At 57.1% G+C, this 19,503-nt stretch carries 17 protein-coding genes and 1 pseudogene; 9 read left to right on the forward strand and 9 right to left on the reverse strand.

The window, feature by feature from the left end:
- The 3 genes from metH to def all read right to left on the reverse strand — a co-directional run.
- A partial coding sequence (gene metH / locus Q7T06_RS07300) for a methionine synthase (protein ID WP_304782671.1) occupies positions 1 to 2,526 on the reverse strand: 2,526 nt, incomplete at its 3' end.
- Positions 2,527 to 2,758: 232 nt separating this feature from the next.
- Positions 2,759 to 3,712: a methionyl-tRNA formyltransferase gene (fmt, locus tag Q7T06_RS07305; protein ID WP_304782674.1), complete on the reverse strand. Its 954-nt coding sequence runs from the start codon at positions 3,710 to 3,712 to the stop codon at positions 2,759 to 2,761.
- A gap of 81 nt (positions 3,713 to 3,793) precedes the next feature.
- On the reverse strand, positions 3,794 to 4,324 hold the full coding sequence (def, locus tag Q7T06_RS07310) for a peptide deformylase (RefSeq protein ID WP_304782678.1): 531 nt from the start codon (positions 4,322 to 4,324) through the stop codon (positions 3,794 to 3,796).
- Positions 4,325 to 4,499: 175 nt separating this feature from the next.
- Between def and Q7T06_RS07315 the strand changes: the two genes are divergently transcribed.
- From Q7T06_RS07315 to Q7T06_RS07340, 6 genes are all read left to right on the forward strand, one after another.
- Complete coding sequence (locus tag Q7T06_RS07315) at positions 4,500 to 5,597, forward strand: LysM peptidoglycan-binding domain-containing protein (protein ID WP_304782681.1); 1,098 nt, start codon at positions 4,500 to 4,502, stop codon at positions 5,595 to 5,597.
- Between the two features lie 82 nt (positions 5,598 to 5,679).
- Entirely contained in the window at positions 5,680 to 6,813 is a 1,134-nt protein-coding gene (gene dprA, locus Q7T06_RS07320) for a DNA-processing protein DprA (RefSeq protein WP_304782684.1), read from the forward strand.
- Between the two features lie 251 nt (positions 6,814 to 7,064).
- Positions 7,065 to 7,541, forward strand: a complete 477-nt coding sequence (locus Q7T06_RS07325) for a DUF494 family protein (RefSeq protein ID WP_304782687.1) — start codon at positions 7,065 to 7,067, stop codon at positions 7,539 to 7,541.
- A 253-nt stretch (positions 7,542 to 7,794) separates the two neighbouring features.
- Entirely contained in the window at positions 7,795 to 10,461 is a 2,667-nt protein-coding gene (locus Q7T06_RS07330) for a DNA topoisomerase III (RefSeq protein WP_304782690.1), read from the forward strand.
- 190 nt (positions 10,462 to 10,651) lie between these two features.
- Entirely contained in the window at positions 10,652 to 10,996 is a 345-nt protein-coding gene (locus Q7T06_RS07335; RefSeq protein ID WP_304782695.1) for a DUF4870 domain-containing protein, read from the forward strand.
- Between the two features lie 124 nt (positions 10,997 to 11,120).
- Complete coding sequence (locus tag Q7T06_RS07340) at positions 11,121 to 11,936, forward strand: carboxylesterase (protein WP_304782698.1); 816 nt, start codon at positions 11,121 to 11,123, stop codon at positions 11,934 to 11,936.
- Between the two features lie 48 nt (positions 11,937 to 11,984).
- On the opposite strand, the gene Q7T06_RS07345 is transcribed toward Q7T06_RS07340, so the two are convergent.
- The 4 genes from Q7T06_RS07345 to Q7T06_RS07360 all read right to left on the reverse strand — a co-directional run bounded on the left by Q7T06_RS07345 (position 11,985) and on the right by Q7T06_RS07360 (position 13,523).
- Positions 11,985 to 12,446, reverse strand: coding sequence for a hypothetical protein (locus Q7T06_RS07345; protein WP_304782701.1), 462 nt, complete (start codon positions 12,444 to 12,446; stop codon positions 11,985 to 11,987).
- 75 nt (positions 12,447 to 12,521) lie between these two features.
- Positions 12,522 to 12,725, reverse strand: a complete 204-nt coding sequence (locus tag Q7T06_RS07350) for a DUF1289 domain-containing protein (RefSeq protein ID WP_304782704.1) — start codon at positions 12,723 to 12,725, stop codon at positions 12,522 to 12,524.
- Positions 12,722 to 13,051 carry a YnfA family protein gene (locus tag Q7T06_RS07355; protein ID WP_304782707.1) on the reverse strand — a complete coding sequence of 110 codons (330 nt, stop codon included), beginning with the start codon at positions 13,049 to 13,051 and terminating at the stop codon, positions 12,722 to 12,724. The genes Q7T06_RS07350 and Q7T06_RS07355 overlap by 4 nt, the downstream gene beginning before the upstream one ends.
- Positions 13,044 to 13,523, reverse strand: a complete 480-nt coding sequence (locus Q7T06_RS07360; protein ID WP_304782710.1) for a GNAT family N-acetyltransferase — start codon at positions 13,521 to 13,523, stop codon at positions 13,044 to 13,046. The genes Q7T06_RS07355 and Q7T06_RS07360 overlap by 8 nt, the downstream gene beginning before the upstream one ends.
- Positions 13,524 to 14,027: 504 nt before the next feature.
- On the opposite strand from Q7T06_RS07360, the gene Q7T06_RS07365 reads away from it, so the two are divergent.
- The 3 genes from Q7T06_RS07365 (at position 14,028) to Q7T06_RS07375 (ending at position 17,878) form a co-directional block, all read left to right on the forward strand.
- Positions 14,028 to 15,197 (forward strand): TRAP transporter substrate-binding protein, encoded by a 1,170-nt coding sequence (locus tag Q7T06_RS07365; protein WP_304782713.1) that lies wholly within the window; start codon positions 14,028 to 14,030, stop codon positions 15,195 to 15,197.
- A gap of 126 nt (positions 15,198 to 15,323) precedes the next feature.
- Complete coding sequence (locus tag Q7T06_RS07370) at positions 15,324 to 15,950, forward strand: TRAP transporter small permease subunit (RefSeq protein ID WP_304782716.1); 627 nt, start codon at positions 15,324 to 15,326, stop codon at positions 15,948 to 15,950.
- The gene (locus Q7T06_RS07375; RefSeq protein WP_304782719.1) at positions 15,947 to 17,878 is read left to right on the forward strand and encodes a TRAP transporter large permease subunit; all 1,932 of its coding nucleotides are present in this window, start codon (positions 15,947 to 15,949) and stop codon (positions 17,876 to 17,878) included. The genes Q7T06_RS07370 and Q7T06_RS07375 overlap by 4 nt, the downstream gene beginning before the upstream one ends.
- 85 nt (positions 17,879 to 17,963) lie before the next feature.
- On the opposite strand, the gene Q7T06_RS07380 is transcribed toward Q7T06_RS07375, so the two are convergent.
- Positions 17,964 to 18,881 (reverse strand): hydroxymethylglutaryl-CoA lyase, encoded by a 918-nt coding sequence (locus tag Q7T06_RS07380; protein ID WP_370652350.1) that lies wholly within the window; start codon positions 18,879 to 18,881, stop codon positions 17,964 to 17,966.
- Between the two features lie 92 nt (positions 18,882 to 18,973).
- A pseudogene (locus Q7T06_RS07385) lies at positions 18,974 to 19,503 on the reverse strand (biotin synthase BioB); the annotation flags it as partial.

Below are 19,503 nucleotides of genomic sequence, written 5' to 3' on the forward strand. Positions count from 1 at the left end.
GCGCTGCATCTCTTTCGCGACGTAAGCCATCTCTTCCAGCGAAGGCGTGATCAAGCCGGACAGGCCGATGATATCGGCATTCTCGGCCTTGGCGCGCGCCAGGATTTCCGAGCATGGCACCATCACGCCCATGTTCACGACTTCGAAGTTATTGCATTGCAGGACCACCGACAAGATATTCTTGCCGATGTCATGCACGTCGCCCTTGACCGTCGCAATGACGATCTTGCCTTTCGGCTTGCTGACGATACCGGTCTGTTCTTGCAATAACCGTTTTTCTTCTTCGATGAATGGGATCAGATGCGCGACCGCCTGCTTCATCACACGCGCGGATTTGACGACCTGCGGCAAGAACATCTTGCCCTGGCCGAACAGGTCGCCGACGATGTTCATGCCATCCATCAGCGGGCCTTCGATCACATGGATAGGACGGCCGCCATTGGTCAGCAATTCCTGCCGCGCTTCCTCCGTATCCTCGACTATCCATTGCGTGATGCCCTGCACCAGCGCGTGCGCCAGGCGCTGCTGCACGGTGCCGCTGCGCCATTCGAGCGTGACTTCTTCCTTCTTGTCACCGGCCTTCAGGGTCGAGGCGATTTCGATCATGCGTTCGGTCGCATCTTCGCGGCGATTCAGCACCACGTCTTCGACGCGTTCGCGCAATTCCGCCGGCAGGTTGTCGTAGACGCCGACCATGCCGGCGTTGACGATGCCCATCGTCATGCCGGCCTTGATCGCGTGATACAGGAACACCGTGTGTATCGCTTCGCGCGCCGGATCATTGCCGCGGAAACTGAAGCTGACGTTGGAGACGCCGCCGCTAATTTTTGCGTGCGGCAGATTCTCCTTGATCCAGCGCACCGAATTGATGAAGTCGACTGCGTAATTATTATGTTCTTCGATGCCGGTCGCAATCGCGAATATGTTCGGATCGAAGATGATGTCTTCCGGCGGGAAGCCGACTTCATTCACCAGCAGTTTGTAGGCGCGTTCGCAGATTTCTATCTTGCGCTCGAAGGTATCGGCCTGGCCTTTTTCATCGAAAGCCATCACGATCACGGCCGCGCCGTAGCGGCGGCACAGCTTCGCTTCATGCAGGAATTTTTCTTCGCCTTCCTTCATCGAAATCGAATTGACAATGGACTTGCCCTGCACGCATTTCAAGCCCGCTTCTATCACCGACCATTTCGATGAATCGATCATGATGGGCACGCGCGCGATATCCGGCTCGGACGCGATCAGGTTCAGGAAACGCGACATCGCCGCCAGCGAATCCAACATCGCCTCATCCATATTGATGTCGATGATTTGCGCACCGTTTTCAACCTGTTGTCGCGCAACTGCCAGCGCTTCATCGTATTGCTCGTTCAGGATCAGGCGCGCGAATGCTTTCGAGCCGGTGACGTTGGTACGCTCGCCGACGTTCACAAACAGCGAGCTGTCATCGATGATGAAGGGCTCCAGGCCAGACAGCTTCAGCGTCGGTTCCAGCGTCGGCACGACGCGCGGTGCAATATTGGCGACGATATCGGCGATCGCCTTGATGTGGCTCGGCGTGGTGCCGCAGCAACCGCCGGCGATATTGACGAAACCGCTTTCGGCAAAATCGCGCAACAACGAAGAGGTAACGTCCGGCGTTTCATCGAAGCCGGTATCGCTCATCGGATTGGGCAAACCCGCGTTCGGGTAGATGCAGACATAGGTGTCGGCTATCTTCGACAATTCTTCTGCATACGGGCGCATCAGCGCCGCACCGAGCGCGCAGTTCAAGCCCACCGTCAATGGCTGCGCATGGCGGATAGAATGCCAGAATGCCGGCACCGTTTGCCCGGACAGAATGCGACCCGACGCATCGGTGACGGTACCCGAAATCATGATAGGCAGACGCTTGCCCGACTCTTCAAAGAATTGATCGATCGCAAACAGCGCTGCCTTGCAATTCAAGGTATCGAATATGGTTTCGACCAGCAGCACGTCGGCGCCGCCTTCAACCAGGCCGCGCGTCTGGTCCAGATAGGCCGTCACCAGTTGATCGAAAGTGACGTTGCGCGCCGCCGGATCATTGACGTCCGGCGAAATCGAGGCGGTCTTCGGCGTGGGTCCCAGTGCGCCGGCGACGAAACGCGGCTTGTCCTGGGTCGAGTACTTGTCGCAGGCAGCGCGTGCGAGACGCGCCGAGGCGACGTTCATCTCGTAGGCCAGATGGCCCATGTGGTAATCGTCCTGCGCCACCGTGGTCGCGCCGAAGGTATTGCTCTCGATCAGATCGGCTCCGGCCGCCAGGTATTCCTCGTGGATCGCGCTGATCACATCCGGGCGCGTCAGCGACAGCAATTCATTATTGCCCTTGACGAAAATTTCCTTGCCCGGCACTGCAAAGTCGGCGAAACGCGTACCGCGATAATCCTCTTCAGTCAGCTTGTATTGCTGGATCATCGTGCCCATCGCGCCATCCAGTATCAGGATGCGGCGCGCCATCAAGTCGCGCAATAAGGTTTCGGTAGGGCAGAGGGCGTCGCGTTTCATCGTGAGTTCTTTATTTGTTCGTTATCGGTCTTGGTGCATAAATGCAAAAACCCGGCCTGTAAAACGGGACCGGGTTTTTCACCAACCTCCGCTTTAGCAGTATTTATCGAGCATGCGCTGTCAGGCATGCCCTTGCGCCCGCAAGCTGGTTTTGACTTGTGCAATCAAATCGGCGCAGTAAAAATTATACGTGAAAGCCCTCGCTTGCGGTATCCGGCGCGTAGCAGCGCTGTCAATCGAAGCAGGCGCCTTCGAGCGGGAAGCCCTTGATGAATTCCACCGCCGGCAAGCGCTTGCCGCCCGGCTTTTGCAGCTCGGTCACGCGCAAGGCGCCCTTGCCGCAGGCAATCACGACGCCGTCATGCGCATTGGCGGAAATGACCTGGCCGGCTTGCCATTGATTGGAAGACTCCAGTACTTCGGCCTGCCAGAACTTGACCGGAGTGCCATTGCACACACCCATCGCGCCAGGAAAGGGATTGAATGCGCGCACCTTGCAGCCCAGTTCCTGCGCCGGCTGGCGGAAATCCAGCGTGGCCTCTTCTCTGGAAATTTTCGCCGCGTAATTGGCGCCTGCCTCGGGTTGCGGCGTCGCGCTCAGCTCGCCGCGCTCCAGCTTGCGCAAGGCATCGACTATCATCTCGCCGCCGAGTTTGGCCAGCTTGTCATGCAGGCTGGCGGTGGTATCGTCAGCCGTGATCGGCAAGCGCTGCATCAACAGCATGGGGCCGGTATCCAGACCCAGTTCCATCTGCATGATGGTGACGCCGGTTTCGGCATCGCCGGCTTCTATCGCGCGATGGATAGGTGCGGCGCCGCGCCAGCGCGGCAGCAAGGAGGCGTGGATATTGAGGCAGCCGCGCGGCGGGATATCGAGTACCGATTGCGGCAGGATCAAGCCATAGGCGGCCACCACCATCACGTCATGCGGCGTCGCCCGCAGCAGCGCATGCGCTTCTTGCGCGACCTCCGGATACTTGCCGTCGAGCTTGAGCGATACCGGCTGCGCGACCGGGATATTGTGCGCAAGTGCGAATTGCTTGACGGCCGATGCGTGCAATTGCATGCCGCGGCCGGCCGGGCGGTCCGGTTGCGTCAATACCAGCGGGATTTCAAAACCAGCTGCGTGCAGGGCCGCCAGTGCGACCGCCGCAAATTCCGGCGTACCGGCAAAAATTATTTTCATGGGATGGATTGTAGTACGGCAGGCACCTGATCCGGGCCGAAGTTGGCAGGCCGGGATGCGGGATGCAGCCGCAACCCGGGTTCAGCGTTGTGCCAGCTTGTTGTGGCGCTGCAATTCACGCTCTTCCTTGAGCATCTTGGCCTTGATCCGATTGCGCTTGAGCGGCGACAGGTATTCAACAAAGACCTTGCCTTTCAAATGATCCATTTCATGCTGTATGCAGACAGCCAGCAAACCGTCAGCTTCCAGCTCGAACTGCTTGCCGTCTGCATCGTAAGCGCGCACCTTGACTTGCGCATGGCGCTCGACGCCATCGTAGACGCCGGGCACGGACAGGCAACCCTCATCGTAAATCTGCCTTTCCGGGCTGACCCAGATCAGCTCCGGATTGATGTAGGCACGCAGTTCGGAGCGCGTTTCCGAGGTATCGATGACGATGATTTGCTCATGCACATCGACTTGCGAAGCGGCCAGGCCGACTCCTGGCGCTTCATACATGGTTTCAGCCATGTCGGCGACCAGCGTCTTGATGCGTGCATCGAACACGGTGACTGGCTTGGCTATCTTGTGCAGCCGTGAATCGGGGTAACGCAGGATATTTAATATGGACATACGACTTTTGCGCAACAAGGCGGCAGGTTAACAGCGTGGTTTTCTTGCTACTTCAAGGATTTATGTGCAGAATTTGATTCAATTTAGCAAGTCTTTTCACGAATGTGTTATTTCACTCATAACATGCTGCAGCACAGTAATGGCGTCACAACAGGTCAAGCTCACCGGACAAACCATGAAAAATTTTAGCACAGCTGCACTCTTTCTCGCATTCACCTCCATCGCCCTACCCGCAATTACCTACGCCGAAACGCCGCCAAAAGCGGTCGCCAGCAAGGCGAAATGTGCATTTTTGGCAAACGCCCCCGACCAGCATGTCGTCGTGCGCGGCGATACCTTGTGGGATATTTCAGGGAAATTCCTGCAGCGTCCATGGTGCTGGCCGCAAGTCTGGGACATGAATCGCGAACAGATACGCAATCCGCACTGGATATATCCGGGACAAATCATCTATTTCGACCGCGTTGCCGGCAAATTGCGCCTGGGCAAAGGTTCCGGCGACCGTGGCGGCATGCCTACCGTGCGCCTGTCACCGCAAGTGCGCTCGAGCGAAGCCCCCACCAATGCAATCGCCACGATCCCGCTGTCAGCCATAGAACACTTCCTGACGAAGCCGCTGATCGTCGCTGAAGATGAATTGAAAACTGCGCCGCGCATCGTCGCCACGCAGGAAGGGCATGTCTTCCTCGCCAACGGCGACAAAGCCTATGTGCGCGGCGACTTGAAAGGCCGCAGCGAATTTGAAGCCTTCCGCCCAGGCAAGCCCTTGAAGGATCCTGCCACCAAGGAAATCATCGGTCATGAAGCCGTGTATCTGGGCACCCTGAAACTGAAACGCCTGAGCAATATCGACACCGAACCGCATACCTTCATCGTGATGAATGCGAAGGAAGAAATGGGCGTGCACGATCGATTGATCGCGATAGAGCCGGCGCCATTCATGAACTATGTGCCGCACCCGCCTGAACAACAAGTGGATGCACAAATCGTGTCGGTCTACGGCGGCGTTTCGCAAGCCGGCCAGAACCAGATCGTGTCCATCAATCGCGGCAGCAAGGATGGCGTCGATATCGGCAGCGTGCTGGAACTGCAGCGGCTGGGCAAGATGGTGGCAGATCGCACCGAGGGCAATGGCCGCGGCTTGATCAAACTGCCTGATGAAACCTATGGCAATCTGCTGATCTTCCGCGTCTTCAGCAATATCTCTTACGGCCTGGTGATGCAGGTGACCGATACCGTGCAGATAGCCGATGTCGCCAAATCGCCCGAATAAGGCATTCGACCGCAAGCCGGACGCGCAGCGCACGCATCAATTGCATGCTGTTGCGCGTCGGAACCGCTAGTACAGGTACCTAGTGCCGGCCCCGGACGATCTGGCAAGCTGGCTGCGGCTGGAACAGACGCCCGGCGTCGGTCCCGATACCGCACGCAGATTGCTGGGCGCCTTCGGCCTGCCGGAAAACATCTTTGTCACAGCATATGCAGCGCTCCAGCAAGTCGTGCCGGAGCGCATCGCGCATGCACTGCTCGCACCGCCATCCGACGCCCTCACACTGTTAATTGAACGCACCCGGGCATGGGCCGCGCAGCCGGACAATCATGTACTGACGCTGGCCGACCCGGACTACCCACCCGCGCTACTCGAAATTTCCGACCCGCCCATCCTGCTGTATGCAAAAGGCCGCCTCGCCCTGCTGTCACGACCTTCGCTGGCAGTCGTCGGCAGCCGCAATGCGACTGCACAGGGGATAAGCAATGCAGAGAAATTTTCCGAAGCCTTGAGCCTGGCTGGCTTGAGCATCATCTCCGGCATGGCGCTGGGCATAGACACCGCCGCACATCGCGGCGGCCTGCTCGCTGTCAAACAGATGCCGGACGCCGGTTCCACCATCGCCGTCATAGGCACCGGCGCCGACCTCGTCTACCCGGCACGCAACCGCGCGCTGGCGCATCAAATCGCTGAAGCCGGCTGCATCCTCAGCGAATACGCGCTCGGCATGCCGGCGATCGCCGCCAACTTCCCGCGCCGCAACCGCATCATCAGCGGCCTGGCGCGCGGCGTACTGGTGGTTGAAGCAGCGCTGCAATCTGGCTCGCTAATCACGGCGCGCATGGCGGCCGAACAGGGACGCGACATGTTTGCAATTCCCGGTTCAATACATGCGCCGCTGTCCAAGGGTTGCCACCTGTTGATCAAGCAGGGCGCCAAGCTGGTGGAATCGGCGCAGGATATTCTGGAAGAATTGCAATATGCAGCGACGGCAACGGTGATGCCGTCCATGGCCGGCGCGCCGGGATTCGATACACAAGCTATCGATGCACAAGCGGCACGGGTACTGGAAGCCCTGGGTTTCGATGCGGTGGATGCCGACACCCTGGCCGGGCGTTGCCAGCTCGATATCGCGGCGCTGAATGCACAGTTGCTGACGCTGGAATTAAGCCGGCGGCTTGAAATATTGCCCGGCAATCTGTACCGCCGCCTTGACTAAACGGCATCACGGTTCGCCAGACCCGGCCCTGTCATTTCAATTTGGCATTACATCCATCCAACAAAACTCTTTGCCCCTGTTGGCTCCCGCTTTTTTAGGGTATCCTTGAATCCAGTAAGCGCTGTCTTTGATCTGCCGCTGTCGTAACACCTCTTTGCATGCTGTTCCGTATATAGAGTGTGATTCATACGCATCCGATCCTGACGACACTCGCGATGGTGTCGTCTTAACCCAAGCGCTACGGTGATGCCATGTTTGATGTCCTAGTTTATTTGTATGAAACCTATTACCGCCCCGATGCCTGCCCGGACTCGGAGGCGCTGGTAAAAAAATTGTCCGCCATCGGCTTTGAGGAAGAAGAAATCTCGAAGGCGCTCGGCTGGCTGACGGCTCTGGCCGAAACCACCAACGAATTTTCCGATTCCTACCCGCAGCAGACCGCGTTCTCTTTCGGCACCCGCATTTATGTGTGGCAAGAAATGGACGTGCTCGGTACGGCTGCAGTCGGCTTCATCCAGTTCCTCGAAGCGGCCAAGCTGATCAACCCGGTCCAGCGCGAAATCGTCATCGAACGCGCACTGGCAGCCGGCGAATCGCCAGTTTCGCTCGACAAGCTCAAGGTCATCGTGCTGATGGTGCTGTGGAGCCAGGGCAAGGAGCCGGATGGCTTGATCTTCGATGAACTCTTCCTCGACGACGACGATGCCGCGCCGCGGATGCTGCACTGATAGCTGCCGGCCACGCATGCCCGACCACGCCGGGCATGCTTCTTCAACAACACTAGCTGCCTTCTTTTTCACTTCTCTTTTGCCTCCTGCTTGCGGATTTCGCCGCAACGCGCTTATCATTGGCCGCTTGACGGCTATGCAACTCTTATATTAGCGCGGGTCTTTCCTGAAAAAAGCCGCCCTCGCCATAAGCTGCATGTCTCAACCTGCACCCAGCCATGTGTGCCGGCACCTTCATTAGAGAACAAAGATCATGACAAAAACACTCATCATTGCCGAGAAGCCCTCAGTAGCGAACGATATCGCGAAGACGCTCGGCGGCTTTACCAAGCACGATGAGTACTTTGAATCCGACGAATACGTACTTTCCTCGGCCGTCGGTCACCTGCTGGAAATCGCGGTGCCGGAAGAATTCGACGTCAAGCGCGGCAAATGGTCATTCGCGCATCTGCCTATGATCCCGCCGCATTTCGCCGTCAACCCGATCGCCAAGACTGAATCGCGCCTGAAGGTATTGAACAAGCTGATCAAGCGCAAGGACGTTACCTCCCTGATCAACGCATGCGATGCCGGGCGGGAAGGCGAACTGATCTTCCGCCTGATCGCGCAATACACGAAAGCCAAGCAACCGATCAAGCGCCTGTGGCTGCAATCGATGACGCCGGGCGCGATCCGCGAAGCATTCAAGCATCTGCGCAGCGATGAAGAAATGATGCCGCTGGCTGACGCCGCGCGTTGCCGCAGCGAAGCCGACTGGCTGATAGGCATCAACGGCACGCGTGCGATGACGGCCTTCAACTCGAAGGAAGGCGGCTTCTACCTGACAACCGTGGGTCGCGTGCAAACGCCTACGCTGTCCATCGTGGTCGAGCGTGAAGAGAAGATCAAGAAATTCGTCTCGCGCGATTTCTGGGAAGTGCGCGCCGAATTCATCTGCGCCGCCGGCATTTATCAAGGCCGCTGGCTGGACACCAAATTCAAGAAAGACGAAGTTGATCCTGAGCGTCGGGCAGAACGCCTGTGGAGCAAGGCGGCAGCGGAATCCATCGTCGCCGCCTGCCGTGGCGGCAAGCAGGGCAATGTCACCGAGGAATCGAAGCCGACCACCTCGATGGCGCCGGCACTGTTCGACCTGACCAGCTTGCAGCGCGAAGCCAATGCACGTTTCGGTTTCTCGGCAAAAAACACGCTCGGCCTGGCGCAAGCGCTGTACGAGCGGCACAAGGTATTGACCTATCCGCGTACCGATTCGCGCCACCTGCCGGAAGATTATTTGCCGACCGTGCTGGAGACGCTCGGAGTCGTCGCCGAAAACAATAACTATCACCAGTTTGCCAAGCAGATCCTCGACAACAAATGGGTCAAGCCGAACAAGCGGATTTTCGATAACACGAAAATCAGCGATCACTTTGCGATCATCCCGACCACGCAAGCGCCGAAGAACCTGTCCGAGCCTGAACAAAAGCTGTACGACCTGGTGACGCGCCGCTTCATGTCCATCTTCTTCCCGGCGGCAGAATTCCAGGTCACGACACGCTACACCGAAGTCTCTGGCCATCAGTTCAAGACCGAAGGCAAGGTCTTGACCAATCCGGGCTGGCTGGCGGTCTACGGCAAGGAAGTCATAGACGAAAAAGACCCGGAAAACAGCGGCACGCTGGTCCCGGTCGCCAAAGGTGAAAAAGTCAAAACCGAATCGGTGGTCGCCAACGGCCTCGTCACCAAACCGCCTGCACGCTATTCGGAAGCCACGCTGCTGTCCGCGATGGAAGGCGCCGGCAAGTTGATAGACGACGAAGGCTTGCGCGAAGCGATGTCCGGCAAGGGCCTCGGCACGCCAGCCACGCGCGCAGCCATCATAGAAGGTTTGCTCAACGAAAAATACCTGCTGCGCGAAGGCCGGGAAATGATCCCGACCGCCAAGGCCTTCCAGCTGATGACCTTGCTGCGCGGCCTCGGCGTCAATGAACTGACCGCACCGGAACTGACCGGCGGCTGGGAATACAAGCTGTCGGAAATGGAACGCGGCAAAATCAGCCGTGAAGAATTCATGCGCGAAATCGCGCAGATGACGCAAGTGATCGTCAAGCGCGCCAAGGAATACGACAACGACACGATCCCGGGCGACTACGCGACGCTGAAAACGCCATGCCCGAATTGCGGCAGCGTGGTGAAAGAGAATTACCGTCGCTTCGCCTGCACCAAGTGCGAATTCTCGATGAGCAAGACACCGGGCAGCCGCCAGTTTGAAGTCGCCGAAGTCGAAGAACTGCTGACCAACAGGACGATAGGACCGCTGCAAGGCTTCCGCTCGAAGATGGGCAGGCCCTTCGCCGCCGTGCTGAAAATTTCACGCGATGAAGAAATCAAGAACTTCAAGCTCGAATTCGATTTCGGCCAGAACGATGACGAAAATGCGGAAGCGGTAGACTTCACCGGCCAGACGCCGCTAGGACCTTGTCCGAAATGCGGCAACGGCGTGTATGAAATGCCTTTGTCGTATGTCTGCGAAATGTCGGTCGCCAAACCGAAGACCTGCGATTTCCGCAGCGGCCGCATCATCCTGCAACAGGAAATCCTGCCGGAACAAATGAGCAAGCTGCTCAACGAAGGCAAGACCGACCTGCTACCGGGTTTCGTGTCGCAACGCACGCGTCGCGCATTCAAGGCTTACCTCGTCAGGGGCCAGGACGGCAAGACCAGCTTCGAGTTTGAACCGCGCAAGGAAAAAGTGCCGGCCAAGGGCAAGGCAGCGGCCGTAGCGGACGATGCAGAGGGAACAGCAGATGCAGCGCCAGTGAAAGCCGCGAAGAAGGTAGCGGCAAAGAAAGTGGCCGCTAAAAAACCGGCTGCGAAAAAAGCTCCGGCTAAAAAGGCTGCGGCGAAGAAAACGCCGGCTGCCAAAAAAGCTGCTGCATAAAAGCATCTACATCGCGCATCGTGCCCCATGACGATGCGCGATGTACTCGCGTTGCGAGCAGCCGCGCACGCACTATCCATAAAACAAAGGAAGTATCCAGCCAGCCAATTGCATCACCATGCAGCAGGCGCGCATAAACAGACACACCAGTTTCGACGTAACCTTGTACTACCAACCTCAGGGAGTTTTCATGGATCAAATCGAAGCAGGCAGTCCAAGCAAAGACGATTGCAACCTCGCCATGCTGGCCCATCTTCTGGGCATCTTCACCGGATTCATCGGTTCTCTCATTATCTGGATCCTCAAAAAAGACAATTCAGCGTTCGTTGGCGAACAAGCCAAGGAAGCCTTGAATTTTCAAATCACGATCACGATAGGTTTCGTGATTGCATGGGTGCTGGCATTCATCCTGATCGGCCTGGTCTTGATGCCTATCCTGTTTGTCGCCAATCTTGTTTTCTGCATACTCGCTGCAGTGGCTGCCTCCAAAGGGCAAGCCTACCGCTATCCGCTGACGATACGCCTGGTGCAATAAAGACCGGAGACAGGCAAGCGCTGCAATGGCGCTTGCCTGTATTCGACAACGCGCGCAGCGCAATGTGCCTCCAGTTCTACCGGCATCAGCAAGCAGTATCCCAAACCCACATCAGGAGATAAAAATGAAACGTTTCATTACTTTTCTTGCGGCCCTGCTGATCGGCGGCTGGGCATGTGCCGCCAGCGACGCCAACGCGCCTGCTCAAAAAACAGGCATCGTGATCATGCATGGCAAGGGCGGCTCGCCGATGAAACATGTGGCGGATCTGGCGTCTGCACTCGAAGCAAAAGGCTACCTCGTTGCCAATCTAGAGATGCCCTGGTCAGGCAGGCGCGATTACGATGTCAGCGTGAGTGTTGCCGAACAGGAGGTCGAAGCCGCGCTCGACTCCCTGCGCAGCAAGGGTGCGAACAGATTTTTTGTCGCCGGCCACAGTCAGGGCGGTCTGTTCACGCTCTATTTCGCCAGGCAACACCGCGTAGACGGCATCATTGCGATCGCACCGGGCGGCAATGTCAGCAACTCTGTTTTTCGGGAAAAAGTGGGGCCCTCAGTAGAACTGGCGCAGAAGCTGATCGCCGAGGGCAAGGGAAATGAAAAAACCAGTCTCTCTGATTACGAGGGTTCCAGGGGCAGCTATCCGCTTGTTTCCACACCTGCAGCTTACCTGGGCTGGTTCGACCCCGAAGGCGCAATGAACCAGACCGCGGCGATGAAAAACGTGAACCCGCAAATACCCGTCTTGTATATAGGTCCCAAGGGTGACTATCCGGGCTTGCTCAAGGTCAGGCAAGCGATGTTTGATGCGCTGCCGGCAAACCCACTGAGCAAACTCTACGAGCCGGATACGAATCATCTGGGCGCACCTTCTGCATCTGTCGATGAAATCGTGCGCTGGACGGCCGAGGTAATCAGCAAGACCAGCCCGGTGCGCTAGGCTAACGCAAACCAGTTTAGAACCAAGCGGGCGCGCCGGAAAACGCAGTCAGTCGCCGGCCTGCTTCTTCATCTGGAACGCCAGCGAGATATGTGCAAACTCGATCAAGAGTTCCCTGCTGCCGCCATTGAAGGTCGTGAAGGAATTACCGGTGCGCACCACCAGGCGCGGCGGAAAAATCCAGCCGGCATAAGGCACGCCCAGCATCTTAGCGCTGCGCACATCGCGCCATTCAACCTGGCGATTGTAGAGCCAGGTTTGCGTAATGCCTTTTTCATCTATCGTCACTGTAGAGCGCAGAAACCAGTAGTAACTGACGATCAGCATCAGGGCCGCAAAAAACAGCAGCGCCTTGACGCTGAAGCCGTATTCCAGCAATGGAAAGCGCAGCGCAATATCAATCGCATACACGCCCAGCCCGATAGAAAACACCGTCGCCACGATCTTGAAATACACGCTGTATGCGGGGCCGGTGACGGTTTTTGCAGGTTTGTAAAAATTCAATTCCATATCGCTTCTTTATAAAATTCTGTGCAGCGGAATAATCGCACACATAGCGCGCTGGCGCGCACTCCTGCGCATGCTTCAGGAAATTCCAGCATCCTGGCGTCGCCGCTGTATCGCGCGCCACATCGTCCGCTTCTCGCTCTCGCTGGCCACGCTCCACTGCGCTATTTCTTCTATCAGGCGCCAGCAGCCGCTGCACAGCCTGGATTGCGTATCGATATGGCAGACGCCTGTGCAAGGCGTAGGCACTGGCCCGGCATCCATATCCGGTAACGACATCATGCGCGCGGGGCAAACATGATGATGCCCATGCCGACAAATGTGCAAGCCACGCCGGCCGCATCCCAGACCGTAGGCTTGATGCCGTCGACCAGCCACAGCCATCCAATCGCCGCAGCCACGTAGACGCCGCCATAGGCTGCATAGACGCGACCGCTGGCTTCCGGATGCAGCGACAGCAACCATGCAAACAGAGCCAGGCTGAACGCAGCAGGTATCAGCAGCCAGACCGAACCGGACTGGCGCAACCACAGATAGGGTAAATAGCAGCCGACGATTTCTGCCAGAGCAGTCACGGCAAACAAGGCGATGGTCTTGTACTCAAACATCCGGCGACTCCAGCGCCTGCGCGCCACCGACCCGCTGCCATTCCCATATCTCGCCATCGTCTACATGTTCGAACGCGCGTGCGAACGTGAAACCAAGCTTGCGCAGGATGGCACTCGATGCACCCTCTTCATTGCCGGTCTGCGCGATGACCGTCAATTGCGGCTGCGCTGTATGCGCGATATCCAGCAACTGCCTGACCATCAAGGTGCCTATGCCTTGTCCCTCCCAGTCTGGAAAAGTGAAATAACCGATTTCCACCTTGCCATCGACTGGCGCCGACTTGAAAGCGCAGGCACCCACGACATGATCGTCGTGCCATGCAAGGTAACCGACCCAGGGCGGCACAAAGCCGGCCGCTGCATACAAGGCAGCAGTGGCCGTGCATACCTGCCGTGCGATGTCGTCGAGTTTGCCGACTGCACGCACCGGACGTCCCTGCGGATTGATTTGTATCAGCTCGATATAAGTCATGAGAAAAATATGCCCGTTTTTTGTAAGCGTCGCGTAAGAAAAATCGGCGCGGCGATGAGACGCAAAAAATAATTGAGTCATTTAAACAGATTAATCGGATCGTCACAAATGCAGCCTGACGGGATGAAAAACCGATCGCCGATGCTGCAATTGTGACGGCTTTGTGTGCGCATCAACTCATTTAAGGGTGATGGAAAAATGATGCAAGAAACTGTCATTTCCTCTCTGTAAAAACCGTATTTTCAGGGTGCAATCAAGGCCATCAAAAATCATCATCGAAGATCGAAGCATCGAATCGCGGATAGTTAACAGATTCATTTTTATTTTCGTCGCGCAAGCAAAAAATGACTGAAAAAATCCTGTCACATTGCTGCATTGCAACTTGACATGTGCATGCGAAAGCGCATTCTACGAACGTCAGTCCTGCCGCCATTTTTAAAAATGGAGCTACCTATCGGGTGACAGAATCAAAGTTATTTCTAAAAATATAAAAGGAGATACACAATGAAGAAGAATCACAAAGCGAACCAGACCACTGCCCCCAACACTGAATCTTCAACTGCATCGCGCCGCAAATTCCTGGGCACTGCCGCCACCGGTGGCGCAGCAGCGGCACTGAGCTTCCCGATGATCGCGAGTGCGCAAGGCGTCACGCAAATGCGCTTTCAAAGCACCTGGCCAAGCAAGGATATCTTCCACGAATACGCGCTCGATTTCGCCAAAAAAGTCAATAACATGACCGGCGGCGAGCTCAAGATTGAAGTACTGCCTGCCGGCGCAGTGGTACCCGCCTTCGGCTTGCTGGACGCGGTATCGAAAGGTACGCTGGACGGCGGCCATGGCGTGATGGGCTACAACTACGGCAAGCAAAGCGCGATTGCGCTGTGGACCTCGGGTCCGGTATTCGGCATGGATGCGAACATGGTGCTGGCATGGCACAAATACGGCGGCGGCAAGGAACTGCTGGAAAAACTCTACACATCGATAGGCGCGAACGTCACCTCCTTCCTGACCGGACCTATGCCTACCCAGCCACTAGGCTGGTTCAAGAAACCAATTACCAAGCCGGAAGACTTGAAGGGCCTGAAGTTCCGCACCAACGGCCTGGCGATCGATTTGTTTACCGCGATGGGTGCGGCAGTCAATGCCTTGCCTGGCGGCGAGATCGTGCCGGCGATGGATCGCGGCCTGCTGGATGGCGCCGAGTTCAACAATGCCAGCTCCGACCGTCTGCTGGGATTCCCCGACGTTTCCAAGGTCTGCATGCTGCAAAGCTTCCACCAAAGCTCGGAGCAGTTCGAGATCAGTTTCAACAAGACCAAGTACGAATCACTGCCACCAAAAATGAAAGCCATCATCGCCAATGCGGTGGAAGCATCCTCGGCCGACATGTCCTGGAAAGCCATCGACCGCTATTCGAAAGATTACCGCGACATGCAAGCCAAGGATGGCGTCAAGTTCTACAAAACGCCGGATGCACTGCTGCAAACCCAGTTGAAAATCTGGGACGATGTAGTGGCGAAAAAAGGCGCCGACAATCCACTGTTCAAGGAAGTGGAAAAATCGCAAAGAGCTTTTGCCGAACGCGCAATGAAATGGGACATGGACACCAACAATAATCGTCGCATGGCCTACAACCATTACTTCTCGCGCGCGACACCGAAGAAAGGCTGAGCCGCCTGAACGCTCGATAAAACACCATCCAGAACATCGGATGGTGTTTTATTAGGTACTGAAATTAGGTACTGAATATCGTCGCCGATGCGACTTATGTCACCCGTCTTTATATCGGAGACTGTCATGCAGAACGTTTTGCTTTTCATAGACAAGGTGAGCAGCTGGGTAGGTCAGTTATTTTCCTGGCTTATCGTGGGTCTGACCTTTCTCATTTCGTGGGAAGTATTCTCACGCTACGTACTCAATCACCCGAACCCATGGTCATTCGAGTTGATGATCATGATGTACGGCTCGGCATTCATGATGGCCGGTGCCTATACGCTGCCAAAAAACGGCCACGTGCGCGGCGATGTGCTGTACGGATTTTTCCCGCCCAGGCTGCAGGCATTCCTGGATCTGATCCTTTACTTCGTCTTTTTCATTCCTGGCGTGATCGCGCTCGTGTGGGCCGGTTATACCTATGCCGCCGAATCACTGGCGATCAATGAGCATTCGACGCTGACTGCCAATGGCCCGCCGCTTTATCCATTCAAGATGGTCATACCGATCTCGGGAATTTTATTGCTGGTGCAAGGCTGTGTGGAAATTGTCCGCTGCGTGATTTGCCTGCAGCAGGGCGAATGGCCGGCGCGCGTGAAGGATGTTGAGGAAGTCGATGTGGACAAACTCAAGGCCATGGTCCATGTGAGCGACCAGGATATTGTCGAAGCCGATAAATTTGTTACCAACAACGCCGGGAGCCAGCGATGAGAAAAGAAGTCTGGTTTGGTTTATCCATACTGGCCGCGATAGTCGTCGGCCTGATTATCCTGATGCCTTCGCCTGCGAACATGACGAACGGGCATCTCGGGCTACTGATGCTGGCGCTGGTCGTGGTCGCGATCATGCTCGGCTTTCCAACCGCCTTCACGCTGATGGGCATGGGGGTGATGTTTGCCTGGTTCGCCTTCTACAGTCGGGACCCCAGTCTGGCGGTACAGCAGACGCTGGACCTGATGGTGCAGCGTGCATATTCGGTGATGGCCAACGATGTACTGATCTCGATCCCGCTCTTCATTTTCATGGGCTACCTGGTCGAACGCGCCAATCTGATCGAAAAGCTGTTCAAGAGCCTGCATATCGCGATGGCACGGGTGCCCGGTTCACTGGCAGTGGCAACCGTCGTCACCTGCGCCGTGTTTGCTACGGCCACCGGCATCGTCGGTGCCGTGGTTACCCTGATGGGATTGCTGGCGCTGCCTGCCATGCTGAAGGCTGGCTACAGCACGCAGCTGTCGGCGGGCGCCATCACGGCCGGCGGTTGCCTCGGCATCCTGATCCCGCCATCGGTGCTGCTGATCGTCTATGGTGCGACGGCGGGCGTATCGGTGGTCAAGCTCTACGCCGGCGCATTTTTCCCCGGCATCATGCTGGCCGGACTGTATATCGGCTACATCATCATCGTCGCCAAGCTTAAACCCAGCATCGCACCGCCGCTATCGGCAGCGGAACGCCATGTGGATTTGCCCAAGTTTGCAGAAGACATCGTCGCCACCGTCAGCAACAATGTGATCCCGGGCTTGCTGGGCGCGCTCAAGGGCCGGCGCAATGCAGAGGTCTCGACGCGCACACTGCTGTCGCAACTCGGCATAGCCTTGTTGCCGGCACTGGCATTTGCACTGGTCATGGGCATCAGTTACCACCTGGTGACGGCCCCTGGCGATGCGCCAACCGAACTGGTTGAAATGGGTGTCGGTACGCAAGACATGAGCAGCGAGGTCGCTTCTTTCAACGATGGCTTTGGCGAACCCGCATCCGAAGGCGGACTGGCTGAACCGCCATCTGGAACCACGCTTGCTGAACCTGCAGCTGCAGTTACAGCTGCACCGGCAGAACCACAGGCAGCCGCACAGGTCCAGCCTGAAAAGGCAGCGCCTGCTGCCAAGCCGGCGCCAAAAAGCTTCTGGATTGCATTTGGCGTCGCGCTGACCGCGATGGTGATCTTTTATGCCTACTTCACGTTTGCGCGGCTTGAAATCTTCAAGATGCTGCTGGGTTCATTATTCCCTCTGGCCTTCATGATACTGGCGGTACTGGGCAGCATCGTGTTCGGTCTGGCAACCCCGACCGAGGCTGCAGCGATGGGCGCATTGGGCGGCATCCTGCTGGCTGCGGCCTACCGTCGCTTCAATTTTTCGATGCTCAGGGAATCTGCCTATCTGGCGACCAAAACCAGCGCGATGGTGTGCTGGCTGTTCGTCGGCTCCAGCATATTCTCCGCCTCGTTTGCGTTGCTGGGCGGGCAGGAGATCATCAACGACTGGGTACTGTCGATGAACCTGACGACGCTGCAGTTCATGATACTGTCGCAAGTCATCATCTTCCTGCTCGGCTGGCCGCTGGAATGGACCGAGATCATCGTCATCTTCATGCCGATTTTCATTCCGCTGCTCGGACATTTCGACGTTGATCCGCTGTTCTTCGGATTGCTGGTTGCGATGAACCTGCAAACGGCCTTCCTGTCGCCGCCGGTTGCAATGTCAGCCTTCTATCTGAAAGGCGTGGCGCCACCGCATGTGACGCTGAACCAGATTTTCCTCGGCATGCTGCCGTTCATGGCGATACAGGTATTTGCACTGATACTGCTCTACATGTTCCCCGCCATCGGCTTGTGGCTGCCTGGCGTGCTGTACAACTAAAACTTGCACAGCAGGCAAAAACGGGATGCGACCGCAAGGTCGCATCCCGTTTTTTATTGGCACGCCCTGGCGGCGCAAAAAATTTTCAGGAGCCGCGCTTCGCAGCGAGCGCATTGCCGGCACGGCTGACTGCCTTGCGGCCCAGCTGCGCAGAAATGTATTGCCCCGCATCGACCACTGCATCGAGATCGATGCCGGTAGCTATCCCCAGTCCCTGCATCATGTAGAGCACATCTTCAGTCGCCACATTGCCGGTTGCGCCTTTCGCATACGGGCAACCGCCGAGGCCGGCAACCGAGGCGTGATATATCGTGATGCCGACTTCCAGGCTGGCATAGATATTCGCCAAGGCCTGGCCATAGGTATCGTGGAAGTGACCGGACAGGCGCTCGATAGGGAATTCAGCCGCCGCGCGCTGCATCACGGTTTGCACATGGCGCGGCGTGGCGACGCCTATCGTGTCGGCGATATCGATTTCATCGCAACCCAGATCACGCAACTGCCGCACCACATCCGCCACGCTATCGGCCGTCACCTCACCCTGGTAAGGGCAGCCGAAGGCGCAACTCAGCGCGCCGCGCAAACGCAGTTTGTTTTCCTTTGCTGCGCGCGCGACGTCGCGAAAGCGCTCTACCGATTCGGCTATCGAGCAATTGATATTCTTTTGCGAAAACGCTTCCGATGCGGCGGCAAAGATCACGACTTCATCGACGCCTGCAGCCAGTGCGGCCTCGAAACCCTTCATGTTCGGCACCAGTGCGGAATAGATGGTGCCGGGACGGCGCGTGATGCCGGCCATCACTTGCGCCGAGGTGGCCATTTGCGGCACCCATTTCGGCGAGACAAAGGATGCGGCCTCGATATTCGGGAAGCCGGCCTGCGACAGGCGATTTACCAGTTCTATCTTGATGTCGGCGTCTATGGTTTGCTGCTCGTTCTGCAAACCATCGCGCGGACCGACTTCAATAATCCTGACGGATGCGGGCAAGCTGCTGGATGGGATCACTTGAACAACCTCGAAACGGATATGTCTGTAGATGGAAAAACGGCCGGTCGAAAGATTCAACCGGCCGCATCGGGATCAACGTTCTTTAGTTACGAAGGCGTGACGTCGCAACGCGCATCGATAGATGTGCTGCGCGTATGCATGCCGAGTTTTTCGAGCAGCGCCTGATCATCGAGCGCTTCCGGATTGCCGGTCGTCAGCAGCTTCTCGCCATAGAAAATCGAATTTGCACCAGCGACGAAACACAGTGCCTGTATCGCTTCGCCCATTTCGCGGCGGCCAGCCGACAAACGCACGCGCGCCTTCGGCATCGTGATGCGCGCGACGGCAACGGTGCGCACGAATTCGAGCGGATCGATAGGCTCGGTGCCGTGCAAAGGCGTGCCTTCGACCTGCACCAGATTGTTGACCGGCACCGATTCAGGATACGGATCCATATTGCACAATTGCGCCACCAGGCCGGCGCGTTGCAGGCGCGATTCGCCCATGCCGACGATACCGCCGCAGCACACCTTGATGCCGGCGCCGCGCACGCGACCAAGGGTATCGATGCGGTTCTGGTAATCGCGGGTCGAGATCACGTTCGAGTAAAACTCGGGCGCGGTATCCAGAGTGTGGT

Origin of the sequence: Herminiimonas sp. (assembly GCF_030645555.1) — a bacterium.
Lineage (GTDB): Bacteria > Pseudomonadota > Gammaproteobacteria > Burkholderiales > Burkholderiaceae_D > Oxalicibacterium.